15 protein-coding genes are annotated in these 16,811 nt (G+C 41.3%); 5 read left to right on the top strand and 10 right to left on the bottom strand.

Going from position 1 to position 16,811, the window contains the following annotated elements; all coding sequences use genetic code 11:
- Together NLP_RS30540 and NLP_RS30535 are read right to left on the bottom strand one after the other, a co-directional pair.
- Entirely contained in the window at nt 1-1,173 is a 1,173-nt protein-coding gene (locus NLP_RS30540; protein ID WP_104909589.1) for an AAA family ATPase, read from the bottom strand.
- Between the two features lie 137 nt (nt 1,174-1,310).
- On the bottom strand, nt 1,311-2,513 hold the full coding sequence (locus tag NLP_RS30535; protein WP_104909588.1) for a phosphoglycerate kinase: 1,203 nt from the start codon (nt 2,511-2,513) through the stop codon (nt 1,311-1,313).
- Nucleotides 2,514-2,602: 89 nt separating this feature from the next.
- On the opposite strand from NLP_RS30535, the gene NLP_RS30530 reads away from it, so the two are divergent.
- A complete protein-coding gene (locus tag NLP_RS30530) occupies nt 2,603-3,013 on the top strand; it encodes a universal stress protein (RefSeq protein ID WP_104910100.1) in 411 nt (136 codons plus the stop codon).
- 248 nt (nt 3,014-3,261) lie between these two features.
- On the opposite strand, the gene NLP_RS30525 is transcribed toward NLP_RS30530, so the two are convergent.
- Both NLP_RS30525 and NLP_RS30520 read right to left on the bottom strand, forming a co-directional pair.
- Nucleotides 3,262-3,972, bottom strand: coding sequence for a GDYXXLXY domain-containing protein (locus NLP_RS30525; RefSeq protein ID WP_104909587.1), 711 nt, complete (start codon nt 3,970-3,972; stop codon nt 3,262-3,264).
- 133 nt (nt 3,973-4,105) lie between these two features.
- A complete protein-coding gene (locus NLP_RS30520) occupies nt 4,106-5,524 on the bottom strand; it encodes a DUF2157 domain-containing protein (RefSeq protein ID WP_104909586.1) in 1,419 nt (472 codons plus the stop codon).
- 184 nt (nt 5,525-5,708) lie between these two features.
- Between NLP_RS30520 and NLP_RS30515 the strand changes: the two genes are divergently transcribed.
- A complete protein-coding gene (locus NLP_RS30515; RefSeq protein WP_104909585.1) occupies nt 5,709-6,695 on the top strand; it encodes an RsmB/NOP family class I SAM-dependent RNA methyltransferase in 987 nt (328 codons plus the stop codon).
- 430 nt (nt 6,696-7,125) lie between these two features.
- Here the strand turns inward: NLP_RS30515 and NLP_RS30510 are convergent, their stop codons facing one another.
- Together NLP_RS30510 and NLP_RS30505 are read right to left on the bottom strand one after the other, a co-directional pair.
- Nucleotides 7,126-7,425 carry a hypothetical protein gene (locus NLP_RS30510; protein ID WP_104909584.1) on the bottom strand — a complete coding sequence of 100 codons (300 nt, stop codon included), beginning with the start codon at nt 7,423-7,425 and terminating at the stop codon, nt 7,126-7,128.
- Nucleotides 7,426-7,679: 254 nt separating this feature from the next.
- Nucleotides 7,680-7,925 (bottom strand): hypothetical protein, encoded by a 246-nt coding sequence (locus NLP_RS30505; RefSeq protein WP_104909583.1) that lies wholly within the window; start codon nt 7,923-7,925, stop codon nt 7,680-7,682.
- A 229-nt stretch (nt 7,926-8,154) separates the two neighbouring features.
- Between NLP_RS30505 and NLP_RS30500 the strand changes: the two genes are divergently transcribed.
- Both NLP_RS30500 and NLP_RS30495 read left to right on the top strand, forming a co-directional pair.
- Entirely contained in the window at nt 8,155-10,131 is a 1,977-nt protein-coding gene (locus NLP_RS30500; RefSeq protein WP_104909582.1) for an AMP-dependent synthetase/ligase, read from the top strand.
- Between the two features lie 42 nt (nt 10,132-10,173).
- Complete coding sequence (locus NLP_RS30495) at nt 10,174-10,623, top strand: YlqD family protein (RefSeq protein ID WP_104909581.1); 450 nt, start codon at nt 10,174-10,176, stop codon at nt 10,621-10,623.
- A gap of 62 nt (nt 10,624-10,685) precedes the next feature.
- Here the strand turns inward: NLP_RS30495 and NLP_RS30490 are convergent, their stop codons facing one another.
- Nucleotides 10,686-11,207, bottom strand: a complete 522-nt coding sequence (locus tag NLP_RS30490) for a hypothetical protein (protein ID WP_104909580.1) — start codon at nt 11,205-11,207, stop codon at nt 10,686-10,688.
- 463 nt (nt 11,208-11,670) lie between these two features.
- On the opposite strand from NLP_RS30490, the gene NLP_RS30485 reads away from it, so the two are divergent.
- On the top strand, nt 11,671-12,972 hold the full coding sequence (locus tag NLP_RS30485; protein WP_104909579.1) for a dihydrolipoamide acetyltransferase family protein: 1,302 nt from the start codon (nt 11,671-11,673) through the stop codon (nt 12,970-12,972).
- Nucleotides 12,973-13,122: 150 nt separating this feature from the next.
- Here the strand turns inward: NLP_RS30485 and NLP_RS30480 are convergent, their stop codons facing one another.
- The 3 genes from NLP_RS30480 to NLP_RS30465 all read right to left on the bottom strand — a co-directional run bounded on the left by NLP_RS30480 (nt 13,123) and on the right by NLP_RS30465 (nt 16,516).
- Nucleotides 13,123-13,656, bottom strand: a complete 534-nt coding sequence (locus tag NLP_RS30480; RefSeq protein ID WP_104909578.1) for a hypothetical protein — start codon at nt 13,654-13,656, stop codon at nt 13,123-13,125.
- Between the two features lie 260 nt (nt 13,657-13,916).
- Nucleotides 13,917-14,513 carry a hypothetical protein gene (locus NLP_RS30475; RefSeq protein ID WP_104909577.1) on the bottom strand — a complete coding sequence of 199 codons (597 nt, stop codon included), beginning with the start codon at nt 14,511-14,513 and terminating at the stop codon, nt 13,917-13,919.
- Nucleotides 14,514-15,334: 821 nt separating this feature from the next.
- Entirely contained in the window at nt 15,335-16,516 is a 1,182-nt protein-coding gene (locus NLP_RS30465) for an RtcB family protein (protein WP_104909575.1), read from the bottom strand.
- Nucleotides 16,517-16,811 lie beyond the last annotated feature (295 nt).

Here is a 16,811-nt window from a genome sequence, read left to right as displayed (position 1 = left end):
CTAGTAAGGTAATCCTCTAAGATATCCCTCAGACCAGAGATCACCTAAGCCTGCTTGGGATTCTATAAAATGTTTAGCATCATGGATTTGGTCAGCCCTTGTAACAGTTGCATAACCTTTCTCATCGCGTTGAAAAATCCAGAGTTGTCTAGCATCTTTTATTGTGTTAACAAAAAATGGGGAGTGGGTAGAAACAAAGACTTGTGCGCGTTGCGAGTAAGCCTGAGCTTCCTCACTTAAAGAATCAAGCAGTCGATGGTGCAGTCCATTTTCTGGCTCCTCGATGCAAAGTAATTGAGGAGGATTAGGGTCATTTAATAATATTAAATATGCCAGTAATCTTAGTGTACCGTCTGAGGAAAACCTAGCTAAAAATGGTTTACTAAAAGGTGTATCTTTAAATAAAAAAGCTAGTCTGCCATCAATTGTTGGCTCCGATTCCACTTTTTCTAACTGGGGAACACGGCTAACCAGTAACTTCAAAATTTTGGATAAAGTTTCTTGATGTTCATCAGCAAGATATTGAACTACATTGGCAATATTGTCTCCTTCACGAGAAAGATGTTCCATTGCACCAGCAGTCGCTAGCTGACGAGCTTGATCTGGTATGAAATAAGAGAGAAACCATTCCTCAATAAAACGGCGCAAACTAGCAATGCGTGGGTTATCTGATAATTGACCTATAGTTTTAATAGCCAGGGAATTGGGGTCATCCATTTGATAGTGAATTCTTTTGTCATTAATTTCGGGATTTTCACCACTAATTACTTCACCTCCACCATTTTCAAACTTTAGAAAATCAAATGGGTTTCCACGAGAACCGCGCTTCCATTTGAGAGTTTCTCTTGAAACAATTGGCGCTCCATTTTGTAAAGCAATAGCAACTGTATAGGTGATTTTAGGAGATTGATTATCTTCTCGATATTTAATTACAATTTCAATTTCTTGACCTTGACAATCACGGGAGATGACTTCTTGAAATCTTCCTCGCTTTTCTAAGGCTTTGCGAACATTAGTAGTAAGGCAATCTGAAAGAAAACCTATCACATCAAAAAAAGTAGTCTTGCCACTACCATTAGGGCCAAGGAAAACAGAAAAAGGTTTGATATCTTTTAGGGTAATATTTTGCATAACCCTATAGTTTTTGACAGAAATTTCTTCAATTCTTGCCATTACACTTTCACCTCCACGATTTTGGTGGTATGGTTGCCAAAAATGCTAATAAATACAGTAAGGGTACGGTATACCGCACCCTTACTACAATTGTCAAAAACTACCAGATTTTTTCAGTAGCTTAAGAGCTAATTTTCTTAAGCATCATCTAAAGCTGCAATTCCAGGCAATACCTTGCCTTCAAGTAACTCCAAGCTAGCGCCGCCGCCAGTGGAGATATGGCTCATTTGGTCGGCTAAACCAACCTTTTCCACAGCCGCTACTGAGTCGCCACCACCAATGATGGTAGTTGTGCCAGTTTTGCCGATTTCAGCGAGGGTATGAGCGATCGCTTCCGTACCTGCGGCAAACTTATCAAACTCAAACACACCCATTGGCCCATTCCAAATTACCGTTTTGGTATCTGCAAGAGCTTCTTGGAAAAATTTCACCGAGTCTGGCCCAATATCCAAACCCATCCAACCATCTGGGATACTCTCAATGCTAACGGTTTGAGAATTGGCATCAGGGGCAAAATTATCTGCCAATACCACATCTGTAGGCAGCAATAAAGCAACACCCCGTTCTTTAGCCTTAGCTTCCAAAGTTTTCGCTAGTTCTAGCTTGTCTTCTTCCACCAACGACTTACCGACATTCAAACCACGGGCTTTGTAGAATGTGAAAATCATCCCACCGCCGATGATCAGCTTGTCGCACTTCTCCAGCAACGTTTCAATCACGCCAATTTTACTGGAAACCTTGGAACCGCCAATAATTGCCGCCAAAGGACGTTGGGGATTTTCAATGGCGTTTTGCAGATATTGCAATTCCTTCTCAACCAAATATCCAGCCACAGAAGGACTGAGGAATTTAGTCACACCTTCAGTAGAAGCATGGGCGCGGTGTGCAGTACCAAAAGCATCATTTACATAAAAATCAGCATTAGCTGCCAATTTTTTCGCAAATTCTGAGTCGTTTTTCTCTTCTTCTGGGTAAAAACGGACATTTTCCAGTAACAGCACTTGGCCATTTTGCAACGCGCCAACTTTAGCTGCAACTTCATCGCCAATAGAGTCATCAGTTTTAATGACTTCTTGCCCTAGTAACTCCGACAGACGCTTGGCAACGGGAGTTAGGCGTAATTTGTCATCCACACCCTTGGGACGCCCAAAATGGCTGGCGAGAATGACCTTAGCTCCCTTCTGCGTCAAATCTTGGATGGTTGGTAGAGCAGCGCGAATGCGAGTATCGTCAGTAATGTTGCCTTGATCGTCCACAGGCACATTAAAGTCAACCCGCACTAAGGCACGTTTCCCAGAGATATCAGCCGAAGATAAACTTGCTAAACTTTTTTTGGACACACCAAACTCTCCTGATTGCCTTTTTGTTATTGTTTTGAAAGTAGAACCATCAAGATTTTACCGGAGTCAGGGGTACCCAAGTGACAGATATATTTAAGACGGTATTATTTCCTATCGATCAAAGCCGGGAAACGCGGGAAGCTGCTGACGTTGTTACCAACGTAGTTAAAAAGTACAGCAGTCGCTTGGTGCTGCTGTCTGTGGTAGAAGAACCGCCTCCAGATGCGCCTAGCGCCGATGATCCGATGGTGTCGCCAGAGGTAGTTGCTAAACTGTTAGAAAATGCCCAATCTTTATTTTCTGGGCAAGGAATTCAATCTGAAATCTTGGAAAGGCGAGGCAAACCAGCTTTTACGATCTGCGATGTCGCTGATGAAATCGGGGCAGATTTAATTATCATGGGCTGTCGCGGGCTAGGCTTGACAGAAGAGGGAGCGGATGATAGTGTTACAACTCGCGTGATTAACCTTTCCCCTTGCCCAGTGCTGATTGTGCCTTAGCAGTGTGTTGCTCAATACTAGTAAATTTGTAGTGCGATCGCCAATTAAAAAAGAGGGGAAAAGGACGAATGTCACGAAGAAAAGTGAAACCCTTGCTTTTTCTGGGTGTAGGAGGGTAAAGGAAGTAGTTGATTTGTAAGTATTATTTGGTTTTTAGTTTCTGACAAACAGAAAATTCTGAGCGCCGGAAGTCAGCGCTCAGAACTTTAGAGACAAAGCTTGCATATTTACACGCTTTACCTAACAGCTTAAAAGCGATAGTTGCGATCGCGCACCCACATACTAAGTGGCACTGCCTTACCTTGTGGATCTACTTTCGCTTTTACCACAATAGGTGGTACTTGTCCTCTGCGAGCGCGTTGGGCTTGTAAGTCGTTCCGAATCTGCTGGCGTTGGTTTTCTGGGATGTAATATGTTTCTAAACCGTAGTTAATAGAACCATCCTGATAAACACCTTTTAAGGCTACTTGATTAGCTCTAAGAGTTGTGGGGCGATCGCTACTTACTCGTAACGGTCTCCAAGCTCTCGGAACACCGCGACCAGAAGATAATTGCTCTTGCAAAGTCACGTAAATATTGGTTCCTTCAGGCAATCTTCTACCGCTTCCACGACCTCTGCTGACTAATGTTTGCCAGCCAGGTAGTCTGCTCAAATTTGAGATCCGGGATATGTTGTAATCTAAGGCTAAGGTGTTACCTTCGATCGCATTGTTAGGGTCTACAGGTACGGTTTGCAAAATCACCGTCTTACCTGTTACGTCTGTATAAACTGCTTGGGCTGGTACTGCCATAATTAGCCCTGTTTGCAGCGCCAGGGGAGCAAGTAACCGCCAAAAAGGTAAGGGCTTATTCGATTTTTGTTCAGTAGCAATCAAGTAATCCCGAAAAGTCACCTTATTGGAAAATTCGGCTTCGGGAGACAAGGGTTTATTCTTAGATTCAGAAGAGGTATTAGTCATGAGCGTAGTCCTAAAAAGCAGAGGTCTTGAGGAGTTCAAAAGTAACGAGATTAGGACTGACGCAGAGAAACTTTAAAAATTTTGCCGCACAGAGATTTTGATGATGGGCAGATTTCTGAATTCTGAATTTGCACTACTTTTTACTTGTAGAGCTACCACCAGGTAAACGGCGTTCAAACCAGAGTCCAGCGCTAATTAAAGCAGAACCGCACAGGACAAAGATCAGCGACTTAAAAAGTAAGTCGGTGTCGTACTCCTGCACACGACTGATAATTTGCAGTGTTACTAACAGCATACCGCCCCAAAAGGAACTTCTGTTGCTTAATTTCAATCCTTCTTGAATTAGTCCCCAGGCTAATGTTGCAAGAAGTACATTGAAAATAAAAATGCCAAGTTCATCAATCCGGCTGATAGTTTGATGCCAAAAAGGTACTATTGCAATAAAGACAAGAAATGTACTAATGACAGCAGTTGTGAAAATCACTTCGCGGCGCGGAGGATTATTTCTTTGACGCAGTAGAAACAACCATTGCAATACCGCCAAGCCGCTGAGAATCCCTAAATCGATAATCGGCAGAGACTTGAATAAGTTTGTCAAATTCGTTGGCTGATTAGAACTATAATCTGGAGATTCCCAGACCCAACGAAAAGACAAAACGTAAAAGACAATGCCGAAGCATACCAACGCTAAATTACGCGCTAGAGATTGAAACAATCTGTAATTTATCGTTGGAAACAGTAAATCATCATAACTCCAGAATAATGCAGGTGGCAGTGCAAAAGCAAAAGATGCCACCCAAGGTGCTATATCAGCATAATTCAGCAGTGGCAGTGGATTAAGGTTAGCTTGTAAGGAACTAGCAAAAACAAAGGCTGCTAGACCAAAAATCCAACGGGATCGACAGAAGTAAGCTAAAGGTACAAATACTAGCCATGCCAACAAAGGCAGATGCTGCACTACTAGCCGCGACCAAGTTAATTCACCTGAAGCGTACCACAAGTCTTCTAGTCCAGTCCAGTAGCCGATTTCCACAAGGATAATTGACAGAATTCCTAAAGAATTTAAGGACAAACTGAAGGCCATGACTACAACACCGAATCCCCAAGCGAGAAACAGTTGGGAAGCTGAACCGATGATATTGAACATCTGGGCCATCAGCAGTAAATTTGCACCGAAGATGAAGGCGCTTAAAATTAGCAAGCCCTCTCCCAGTAGGCGTTTGCTTCGTTCTGGCTTCTTTCCTTCAGGTGGTCTCCAGGTGTAAAATCCAGTGATGGCGATCGCAAAAAACAAACTCATCATCAGAATAATTTTGATTTCTCGCGATCCTCCCTGCCAGTTTCCTGATACAAAGGTAATTATGCCTAAGCATAAAAGTATGCTGCCGATCGTGATCGCGATCGCTTTATTGCGATCGCGTGCAGCAGCTTCCAGGTTTTTAAATTGATAACGTTCTGCTATCTGCTCATACTGCGAAGAACTAATTAATCCTTCATCCCTCCATAAGTGTGCTTCTTTGCGTAATTTTTCCTGAAAACTATCTAAGAACATGACCTTCTCCGGTGCAGTGGGGTAGCTTGGCCATTGCGATCCCAATGGCGGTCATTATATTTTGAGTATGAAGCCAAAAGCCTTAATTACATTGTTCTTGTGTAACAGTTTAATTTGATTCAGATACAACGTACTAATTCGTAATTCGTAATTCGTAATTCGTAATTGATAATTCATAATCTACATGGAAAAACCTTCTAATTTATTACTTAAAGTCTCGCGGCGTTTGTTTACTAATCTAGATGAGCAAGAAAAGTTTATTGAGGCTTTAATGAATCCTCAGCCTTTTTCACCTACTATTCTTTGGTGTCAAGAAAAGCCAGATGTTTCACCTTTGACAGTGGAAACACCAATCTCTTGGCAACCACAATTTATAGACCGCTTATCTCTGGGAGAAAAACCTGGTCAGCATCCCTTGCATGAAAAAGGATATTTCTATTGTTTAGATTTTTCTTCGGTGTTTGCAGCTACTACTTTGTTAGCTATTCCTGAGTCAATGCATTTAGTTTTTGATATGTGTGCGGCACCGGGAGGTAAAAGTATCTTCGCTTGGAGAGCTTTAAAACCTGAATTGCTCATCAGTAATGAAGTAATTGGCAAACGTCTGGGAATGCTAATTTCTAATTTGAAGCGTTGCCAGGTTAGCCCTAGCGCAGTGGTTAATCGAGATTCGAGCATATTTGCCGAAATGTTTCCTGGCTCTAGCAATATAGTAATAGTAGATGCTCCGTGTACTGGACAATCTCTACTTGCTAAAGGTGAAAAAGCACCCGGATGTTTTCACCCAACTGCTATTAATAAGAGTGCAAATCGGCAAAAGCGTATCATAGCTAACTCTGCTAAAATTGTTTCACCACAAGGCTATCTTGCTTATATGACTTGCACATATTCGCCTGAAGAAAATGAGCAAGTTTGTGAATGGTTCTTGGAAAGGTTTCCCCAGTTTGAAGCGATAGAAATTAGTAATTTAGCCAAATATCAATCACATTTAACGACGATGCCTTGTTACCGGATATTTCCTCAAGATAGGTTAGGTGCTGGTGCATTTACAGTCCTATTTAAAAATACTCATGAGGATGAATATGAGCCTAAAGAAGTAAATTACAATACAATTTCTTCGCTGTATATTTACCAAAATCTGAAAAAATCAAATTATATCATGTCCGTATAATTAAAGCGCGTCCACGTTGAAAACTGTAGTTCTGTATGAACAGAAAAACCCTCATCCCCCAGCCCCTTCTCCCAATATGGGGAGAAGGTGAGCCAAAAACAAGTCCCTCTCCCAAGTAGGGAGAGGGATTTAGGGTGAGGGGAAAAACTACGGTTCTCAACATAGATGAGGTTTAGTTATAACTTAGTTGGGGAAATATATTTGATTAGGCGTAAGCCCTCTAGTCTGAGAGCTTAAGATAGAGAGCTAGAAAATGTAAATAAGCTAAAAATCTTTTAATTTGCATCCTCCAAAAAATAAATCTCTTGTGGGGTGGGCCGGACAGCCATTAGTGTCAAGTTAAGATGAAATCACTGGGGTCAATTAGTATAGCTGGAGACTGGGGACTGGATGAAAAGTCTTTTTGTGTTTAGGTTTTATCCTCCTCAAATTAAAATTGAACAAAAATAATAAACGGCTGCCCGAATTCAATAAACGGCTGCCCGAATTCAATAAACAACTGCCCGAATTCAATAAACGGCTGCCCGAATTCAATAAACGACACCCCGAATTCAATAAACGGCTGCCCGAATTCAATAAACGACACCCCGAATTCAATAAACGGCTGCCCGAATTCAATAAACGGCTGCCCGAATTCAATAAACGGCTGCCCGAATTCAATAAACGGCTGCCCGAATTCAATAAACGACACCCCGAATTCAATAAACGACACTCCGAATTCGATGAACATACCTTTGACATTTGGGCTTCTGCCTTAACTTGACACCAATGGCATCTTGCCCGCCCTAGTTGTGCAAATTAAAGCAAGGGCAGCTTATAAGCGAGGTTTAGTAATCCTTGCAGGAGTTCCAAACAAAAAGATCCCCTCTTTTTGAAGAAGTCGGGGATTTCAAGCTGTCGAAATTAGAGTGAATATGTGTTGAAGAATTAATTGAATTGCTGGTTGTCGGAAGTGCTAAGGAATTTTTCCTGGCGAATAGTCCATCAATTTGGAGAACACCTGGCACAAAAATCAGGACTGAATTTGCAGTATTGGCTACCTGTCAATTGGTAAGCTGTACAATAAGGAAAACTTGTAAGTTCAATTTTGGCTGTTTGTAATTTGGAAGTATTCACCAACGCTTCAGTAAGTTTGGTTTTATCATCCAAAAGGATAGCTAAAATCTTCGGTAACGCTATGCAAGCAGCAATATTGAGCAGCGTTAGCATTATGGTGTCGATAAAATTCATAGGTAATCATCTCCTGTGAAATATAGGCGATCGCTGTTCTTAGATGCAAACCCAATCATTGCTTGCACTCTATGTAAATTAACTTTAACATAAATTTTTGTGAATATAAACGTGGAATTCCTGGAATGATCGTACACAGAAGGGAATGTGGATAATAATGACGGTTATTGTAGCCTAATAACAAAATAAGCTGGAAAACGATCAGTTAAAAATATTTAGGTAAGGTGTTATGTCAAAAACCCAAACCGCGTCTTCTTTTTTATCTAACATCAGTGAGCGAGAACGGCAGGCATTAAAACGGTTGGTAGATTACACAAATGTGGAATCGCTACCAGAAATTTGGCCTTTGGCAGCTCAACGATTTGGTGATATTGTCGCTCTCCGCAATCCTCACGCCAAACCAGAAGTAGTGATTACTTATACCCAGTTGGCAGAGCAAATGCAACTATTTGCTGCTGGCTTACAGGCGTTGGGAGTAAAGGTAGGCGATCGCATTTCCCTAATTGCTGACAATAGTCCTCGGTGGTTTATTGCCGATCAAGGCATAATGACTGCTGGAGGCGTTGATGCGGTGCGTAGTTCCCAAGCCGAAAAAGAAGAATTGCTGTTTATTATCACTAATAGCGGCAGTACAGCGATCGTCGTTGAGGATTTAAAAACACTTAAAAAACTACAAGACCGCCTCAAAGATTTACCAATTCAAGTGGTAATCTTACTTTCGGATGAAGCACCACCAACAGACGAAACCCTAAAGGTGCTGAACTTTACACAGTTGCTCGAAATTGGAGTAAATCATCATTTTGTGCCAGTAAAGCAAAATCGTGACGCTTTGGCGACCTTAATTTATACCTCTGGTACTACGGGTAAACCCAAGGGTGTAATGCTGTCTTATAACAATTTGATGCACCAAGTAACAACATTTGGGACAGTATTGCAACCAAATGCTAGCGATATCGTTCTCAGTATCCTGCCTTCGTGGCACAGCTACGAACGAACTGTTGAATACTACCTACTATCTCAAGGTTGCACCCAAGTTTATACTAATTTGCGCTCCGTAAAAGGGGATTTGAGACAATTTAAACCCAATTACATGGTCGGTGTACCCCGCCTGTGGGAATCGATTTATGAAGGAGTGCAAAAGCAGTTCCGGGAACAACCAGCGAACAAGCAACGCCTAATTAACTCTTTATTGGGTATTAGCGAAAAATATATCAAAGCGCGGCGAGTTGCTCAGGGATTGAGTTTAAATAATCTTCATGCTTCAGCCGGCGAACGATTAGCAGCTAAGATCCAAGCATCAGCTTTATTACCCCTCCATGCCTTGGGAGAACGACTGGTTTACGCCAAAGTTAGGAAAGCCACAGGGGGAGAAGTTAAGCAGATGATTAGTGGTGGTGGTGCCCTTCCCAGACACATAGATAATTTCTTTGAAATTATTGGTGTGCAGATTTTGCAAGGCTATGGCTTGACAGAAACTTCTCCTGTTACCCATGTACGGCGTCCTTGGCGGAATTTGATTGGTGCGTCAGGGCTACCACTCCCGGCAACAGAAGCTAAAATTGTCGATCCTGAGACAAAAACGCCTTTACCAATAGAGAAGCGAGGCTTAGTATTGTTGAGGGGCCCGCAGATTATGCAAGGCTATTACCAAAATCCCGAAGCGACAGCGAAAGCAATTGATCCTGAAGGTTGGTTTGATAGTGGCGATTTGGGTTGGCTGACACCACAAGACGACTTAGTGCTGACTGGCAGGTCTAAGGATACGATTGTATTGACTAACGGGGAAAACATCGAGCCACAGCCGATCGAAGATGTGTGTTTGCGATCGCCATACATCGATCAAATTATGCTCATTGGTCAAGATCGGCGCACTCTGGGAGCCTTAATTGTCCCCAATGTCGAAGCCTTAGAAAAATGGGCAGCAAGTCAGAATCTAACGCTAGATACGCCCAACGATCGAGTGACTTCCTCAGATAGTCAAAAAATTGACTTGGAGAGTAGAATGATCCAGGATTTATTTCGCCAAGAATTAAATCGGGAAGTCCAAAATCGTCCAGGCTATCGACCGGATGACCGCATCGGAACGTTTAAAATCATCCTGGAACCATTTTCCATCGAAAATGGCTTGATGACACAAACACTAAAAGTTCGACGACACATCGTCACGGAACGCTATCGCGATATTATTGACGGCATGTTTGCCTGATGATTCCACCTGCTAACTGTAAAGAGTGAACGTGAAATATTTATGGATGTCTCCAAATCTAATTTGCTTCTGAAACGCGTCGTTAACGTCAAAGTCATTGTGACTCCCCTCTGGAAAGAGGAAGTACAACAGCAGCTGCAAACCCAGATCAATCAACTCGATCAGCAACTGCAACAGCTAGACGTTGAAGGACAAAGAGCGATCGCAGCAATTCAAAAGCAGAGTCTGCAACCACCTGGCCCCCAGACCCTCCAACAAATTGACAATATCCAACTCCAAGTCAATCAAAAGAAAAGTGAATTTTTGGAGCAAAAAAACCAGTTGCTACAAAACCTCCAGCAAGTACAGTTTCTCCAGCAAGATCAGGAAGTCAACCAATTTCAAATGGAAGGTTTTTTCCGGGTAGAAACCGGTGATAACCTGATTAGTAAAATGCAGGTTGAAATCGTTCTGCGCGATGGCATTGTAGAAGAAATTCGCGGCGACATTTAAATTTTTCATTTGTCCGTTGTCATTAGTCATTAGTCATTTGTTTTGTTACCAATGACCAATGACTAATGACAGATGTGATTTAACTTAGTGTAAGAGCGGCTCCCAGACCAACATTCTGCCTGGGAGCCAGCCCAAACAATTTGCCACACTGGAGGTGAGCTAATAAAAAGCGATCGCCCAAAGGTTGTCATCTCTGCTCGATATTTAACTGTCCCAACTGAATTATTATCCCGTTTGATTTGCGTAATCGTTACTAACGCCTGATTTGGTTGCGGATAAACTACATCTATCTTTCGCGTTCCTCCCACTGCTATATCCTCAAAGGCATTCAGGGCGAGGGTCGTAGGATTACTGCCTTGGAGAGATGAGTTGAGCTTTTCTAAAGGTATAGTTTGATAATCGGAACGCTCTGAGAATGCTGCAACTTCCTGAGACTGATGTATTGCTCCCATCTGCTGGGTTTGCTCATCACTAGTCTCAACAATTGGTGCAGATTGCTGGTGCTGAATAATATAAATTCCAGCACCAGCCGTGGCAGAGATACTTAATATCACAATCAAAAAGAATTTCAGCTTTGCCGACATAAAAATAAACAGGAATTTCAAATAGGTTTATTACCAGTTTTGAATTCTAGATTGAACTACATCCTATATCCTCTATCCGTGAGAAGCTCTTGTATCTTAAGTAGTGGTTATGAGGAATATTAAATAGCAATCCCATTTAATCTGTGAGAAACTCGTGGTGGTTTTTGCAAGTCAATGACTAAAACGACATCGAGATATTGGCTAACCATTGAGGATAGTTCTGTATTATAGACCTCTAAGCTATATTTAGGTTCCTAGAGTCATTAGTGAATAACCAATGCCCAATACCCCATGCCCTTCAGGAGTGCTGAGTGGGGAATGTTACTTCTTTACTCAGCACTCGGAACTATTTTGCCCAATCCTCAACCTAAAATATAAACAGTCTAAAACTCTCCCATCAAGATACAATTCGATCTGACAAAAACTGTTAAAGTCCATAAACCATTGATTTCCAAACCACCCTATGAGCATTCACGAAGTATTTATGCCGGCGCTGAGTTCCACCATGACGGAAGGCAAAATCGTCTCCTGGGTGAAATCGCCTGGGGACAAAGTGGAAAAAGGCGAAACAGTGGTGGTTGTAGAGTCAGATAAGGCAGATATGGATGTAGAAACCTTCTATGAGGGATTTCTTGCCCATATCATAGTTGAAGCTGGTGAAACTGCCCCAGTAGGATCTGCGATCGCCTTCATCGCTGAAACGGAAGCTGAAATTGAACAGGCCAAATCTCTTGCCAATTCTGGCGGCGCAGCTGCTACTCCTACCTCTTCCCCTGAACCAGTTGCCGCTACAGCCTCAGCCGCCACACCTGCCTTAGCGTCTCAAAACGGTTCTAACCACAAAGAAGGAAGGCTTGTAGTTTCACCCCGTGCCCGTAAGTTAGCCAAAGAACTCAAAGTTGATTTAACTACACTCCAAGGTAGTGGCCCACACGGACGCATTGTCGCCGAAGATGTAGAAGCATTGTCTAATAAGGGCAAACAACCTGCACCTGCCCCAGCTGCCCCACCAGCACCCGTACCAACCAGCGCCCCAATTGCACCCCCAGCACCTCGGACACCAGCACCCGCACCCGTGGCGACGGCTGTTCCTGGTCAAACCGTACCTTTAACTACCTTCCAAAATGCTGTCGTGCGGAATATGGTAGCCACCATATCCGTGCCCGTCTTCCGTGTCGGTTATACAATTACCACTGACGGATTAGACAAACTTTATAAACAAATTAAATCCAAAGGCGTGACAATGACAGCGCTACTAGCGAAAGCTGTAGCAGTGACATTGCAAAAACACCCATTGTTAAATGCTAGCTACTCAGACCAGGGTATTGTCTATCATTCTGATATCAACATTTCTGTAGCAGTAGCAATGGATGATGGCGGATTGATTACACCTGTGCTGCAAAATGCAGACGCAGTGGATATTTATTCTCTGTCGCGTACTTGGAAATCTTTGGTAGAACGTGCCAGGGCAAAACAACTACAGCCCCAAGAATACAACAGTGGTACTTTCACTCTGTCGAATTTGGGGATGTTTGGCGTAGACAAATTTGATGCGATTTTGCCACCTGGACAAGGTTCAATTTTAGCGATCGGGGCATCCCGTCCGCAAGTGGTAGCAACACCCGACGGTTTATTTGGCGTGCGCCAACAAATGCAAGTCAATATTACTTCCGACCACCGGATTATTTATGGTGCCCATGCTGCGGCATTCTTGCAAGATTTAGCGAAATTGATTGAGACAAATCCTCAATCTTTGACAATGTAATTTTGAAAAGACACCAAATTTAAATGTTAGCGCTATCAGCGAGTAGTAGTTTGTCGTAGACTAGCGCTAACAATAAATAATACCTACACTTAAATTTTTATGGACAGTAGCATTAGAGACAGGGGTGCTTAGGGTGTGATGGGCTTAGTATTAGGCGTTTTTCTGATTAACAAAAATATTTATATTCGTAGTGCATTTTGTGTAGTTAAACTTTGCATCTTCTGGATTTTCAAAAGTTAACTCTTCAGTAGCAACCCATGTACCTATAAAAGATTTTCTAGTTAAAGAATAAATGTTAATCTGCGCTCCCCCCGTGTTTGGCCCATCAGCAACTATTACTATCCCATTCTTAAAAACATAAATTCCTTGATATTGATTTTTCCATCTTCTTCCTTCTTTTTTACGCCAAATATATTTACCATTTGAAGTATAAATAAAACGCTCATAGTTACATTTACCAGTCTGACTCCACTCACCTATTAAAAGAGCAGAATTTATTGTTTTTGAAGCTTTTGTTTGATCCGATTGTGTTGAAGCTGAAGGCCATGTTTGGGTAGTGCTGTTTATTTCAAAAACATTTCCAGCCTTTACCATTGAAAAATTAGTGAGGTTAATTGCACCAATTAAGAATATCACTAAGCTGCTTCGAGTAAAAGATGGTTGAAAAGATTGTTTTAAAGACATAATTAATTATAGTTGTGATTATTATTTTATATCTCTATGATTTCCTAAAATTATTTTTTAAATCGTCAATAATTTTTACCACGATATAGGATTATACTTTACCAAAATAGGTGATAAACTAGCTGTCAAAAATTCTAAATAGGCTACATTTAAAGTCCTGTTTATATTTGATTTTTTAAATTACCACTAAAACAAAATTGAAATATTGTAAAAATTCACTATTAACCTAAACTAGATTGATTCATAGTTTACTTTCTGCATCAAGGGGCTAAAAATTTGTTGAAGTCTGTCTCAACACCTGATGAATATTCCAAAATAGTTCGCGGAGTTGAAATCAGAACTCGCGTTGAATCTGTATATCCATGACTTCCATAACGAAACTGTGACCACTTTTCTGTTCGACTTGCATAGTCAAATAATCGAGTTGCTAAGTCACGCCATCCTTCGTTACTGGTCTTTAAAACCCCAATTGATGGTTCATTCTTTGATCCATAAATAGTTGAAAACTTATCGTTTTTAACAACCTTTATATCAGATATTGTTTTATAGTTGTTACCGATTTTAGTATATATAAAAATTGGACAACTACGGTTACTGCACATTACTCCACTTGCCGGATATAAAATTGTTTCCTTGACATGATCATTGTTAAGATCAACAAAAAAAACTCTGTGATCCTTGCTGTTCCTGCTGTAATCACCAAAATTCTCCTGATACTGCAAGAAATCTTGACGAATAGCAGCTATGAGTGCTGATGGTAATTCCTGGTAATTCAAAGAAGCAACTGCTTTGCTAGTTAATAAAGATAAAACGACAACCAAACTAAATATTAATGCAAACAAAAAATTCTTTCTCATTTTTAGCTCCTGAATAGCGATCGCATATTTTTCTCCAATAATTTGAGCAAACTATAAGAAATACCTGAGTTTAAATGTCCCTAAATCAGCACGAACTTCACTAATTTTATAGCTATAAAAATAACTCAATATGCTATTAGACTGTCTCAGTATTTTTACTAAATACGTGTTTTTTTCGTAGCATGATTTTTTTGTTATGGTAAAAGAGTCTAGGATTATCTATGCTGGCTGACGAAAACTCAAGAAGACAAACACAACGCAACGTTTCATAGGCCGCCGATTCCTGTTTACTTGGTACTGACTTCGAGATCATATCTACTTCATGTGCATATCGTGGCACTGATAGATAGAAAACGCACCAGCACCTATTTTAAAAGCTTACCATTGAAATTTTTATAAAGGTTTTCCCTAATTACCGAGTTTATACTGAAGCAGTAGTACTTAATCTGACCTTAAGACTGGAGTTTAGACTAAATGGGAAATTACCAAAAATAAAGGGGGGTCTGATTGAATACAGTCCCCTTTTTGGCAGAAACTGAGAAAAGAACTACCATTACTCATCTGCAACATGAAACGTGCCAGACTCGAAGAGTTTCGTCAAGTAGCTTACAAACATTTAGGTAGAGCCAAAGACGCAACCTTTGAATTGACCGATGCCATATTCCTAACCCGTAATATTTACTCCTTAGCAGACTTATCCTTCTCGCCAGTCTTTAGAAGCTATTTGTTCAGTCTGATTCACTTAAAACAATCATTTCTTCCTCAGCGTGCCTCTGCATTTAAAAAAATAAAAAAGGTGGGCATTACCCACCCTACCTAATTTATCCTTTTACACAAAGAACTTGCTTAAGTGTTGCTACAACTTCAACCAAATCTGCTTGATTTTGCATAACTTGTTCTATCGGCTTATAAGCACCAGGAATTTCATCTAACACACCCTCATCTTTGCGGCATTCTACGCCATTTGTTTGCTCTATCAAATCATCAAGTGTGTAGACATTTTTTGCCTTATTTCTAGACATTAAACGCCCTGCACCATGAGAACAAGAACAAAAGCTGTGAGCATTACCTTTACCCTTAACGATGAAAGACTTTGCCCCCATCGAACCAGGAATAATCCCATAATCTTCAGTTTGGGCGCGGACTGCACCCTTACGAGTAACGTATACATCCTCGTCAAAATGCACTTCTTTTTCGGCGTAATTATGATGACAATTAACCTGCAATAAAGGTTTAGTTGCCTTCCCACCTGCCAGATGCTTTTCAACTATGTGCTTAAAACGCGCCATCATCACATCGCGGTTGACACGCGCATAGTTTTGTGACCATTGCAAATCGTGCCAGTATGCTTGAAATTCTGGCGTACCAGCCACAAAATGAGCCAAATCAGGGTCAGGCAATTTATTACCTGCCATTTTTGCTAATTCTCTGGCTGTATGAATATGACACTGGGCGAGTTTATTGCCGATGTTGCGCGAACCAGAATGCAGCATCAGCCAAACTTGGTTCTCTGTATCGAGGCACACTTCAATAAAGTGGTTTCCTCCACCGAGAGAACCCATTTGTTTCATTGCTTTACTTTGTAGGTCTTGCACACCACGATGCAAGTCTTTAAAATCATCCCAGTGTTGCCAGTTGATAACAGATTTTTCAACGTCTTTGTTTTCGTTGAATCCAGTAGGAATTGCTGCTTCAATATCCAGACGGATTTTCTTGAGTTTACCTTCTAGTTGTTCGGCAGTAAATGATGTTTTGATAGCGCTCATTCCGCAACCGATATCTACACCGACAGCAGCAGGCATAATTGCCTCTTTGGTCGCAATTACAGAACCCACTAAAGCACCTTTTCCTAAGTGAACATCTGGCATTAATGCCACGTGCTTAAATACAAATGGTAATGATGCCACATTCTTGGCCATCTTGGTTTCTTCTGGACCCAAAGAGTGATTTGCCCAAGATAAGACGGGTGCTGGTGTGGTAATTTCTAACTTTTCGTAGGGCATAATTTTTTCTATTTTGGATTTTAAATTTTAGATTTTGGTGAGGTAGTGCGGTCTTCTCCCAAGGGCATGGGGGTTTCCTCCATGAGCAACTACCGTTAGCGCAGCGTTAGCGAGGTACGAGCGTCACCCGGAGGGATTGAGTATAAGGCAGTGATAATTATTGGTATGACTTATAAACCATTACTTAGTTAGTTGTAGCAATATAAATGTTGTATTGTCTTTCATTTGACTCTCTGAATTTTCGTAAAGCTGAAGAACTACTTTTAGGAGTTATATTTGTATACTACAATTATAG

The organism is Nostoc sp. 'Lobaria pulmonaria (5183) cyanobiont', assembly GCF_002949795.1.
Classification (GTDB): domain Bacteria; phylum Cyanobacteriota; class Cyanobacteriia; order Cyanobacteriales; family Nostocaceae; genus Nostoc.
The sequence above is the reverse complement of the archived record's forward strand: the minus strand, read 5'-3'. Positions and strand labels throughout refer to the sequence as shown.

What these genes read in the sequence shown, in the direction of transcription:
- NLP_RS30540 (WP_104909589.1), bottom strand. Translation starts at nt 1,173, where the DNA reads ATGGCAAGAATTGAAGAAATTTCTGTCAAAAACTATAGGGTTATGCAA.
- NLP_RS30525 (WP_104909587.1), bottom strand. Translation starts at nt 3,972, where the DNA reads ATGACTAATACCTCTTCTGAATCTAAGAATAAACCCTTGTCTCCCGAA.
- NLP_RS30520 (WP_104909586.1), bottom strand. Translation starts at nt 5,524, where the DNA reads ATGTTCTTAGATAGTTTTCAGGAAAAATTACGCAAAGAAGCACACTTA.
- NLP_RS30515 (WP_104909585.1), top strand. Translation starts at nt 5,709, where the DNA reads ATGGAAAAACCTTCTAATTTATTACTTAAAGTCTCGCGGCGTTTGTTT.
- NLP_RS30510 (WP_104909584.1), bottom strand. Translation starts at nt 7,425, where the DNA reads ATGTTCATCGAATTCGGAGTGTCGTTTATTGAATTCGGGGTGTCGTTT.
- NLP_RS30505 (WP_104909583.1), bottom strand. Translation starts at nt 7,925, where the DNA reads ATGAATTTTATCGACACCATAATGCTAACGCTGCTCAATATTGCTGCT.
- NLP_RS30500 (WP_104909582.1), top strand. Translation starts at nt 8,155, where the DNA reads ATGTCAAAAACCCAAACCGCGTCTTCTTTTTTATCTAACATCAGTGAG.
- NLP_RS30495 (WP_104909581.1), top strand. Translation starts at nt 10,174, where the DNA reads ATGGATGTCTCCAAATCTAATTTGCTTCTGAAACGCGTCGTTAACGTC.
- NLP_RS30490 (WP_104909580.1), bottom strand. Translation starts at nt 11,207, where the DNA reads ATGTCGGCAAAGCTGAAATTCTTTTTGATTGTGATATTAAGTATCTCT.
- NLP_RS30485 (WP_104909579.1), top strand. Translation starts at nt 11,671, where the DNA reads ATGAGCATTCACGAAGTATTTATGCCGGCGCTGAGTTCCACCATGACG.
- NLP_RS30480 (WP_104909578.1), bottom strand. Translation starts at nt 13,656, where the DNA reads ATGTCTTTAAAACAATCTTTTCAACCATCTTTTACTCGAAGCAGCTTA.
- NLP_RS30475 (WP_104909577.1), bottom strand. Translation starts at nt 14,513, where the DNA reads ATGAGAAAGAATTTTTTGTTTGCATTAATATTTAGTTTGGTTGTCGTT.
- NLP_RS30465 (WP_104909575.1), bottom strand. Translation starts at nt 16,516, where the DNA reads ATGCCCTACGAAAAGTTAGAAATTACCACACCAGCACCCGTCTTATCT.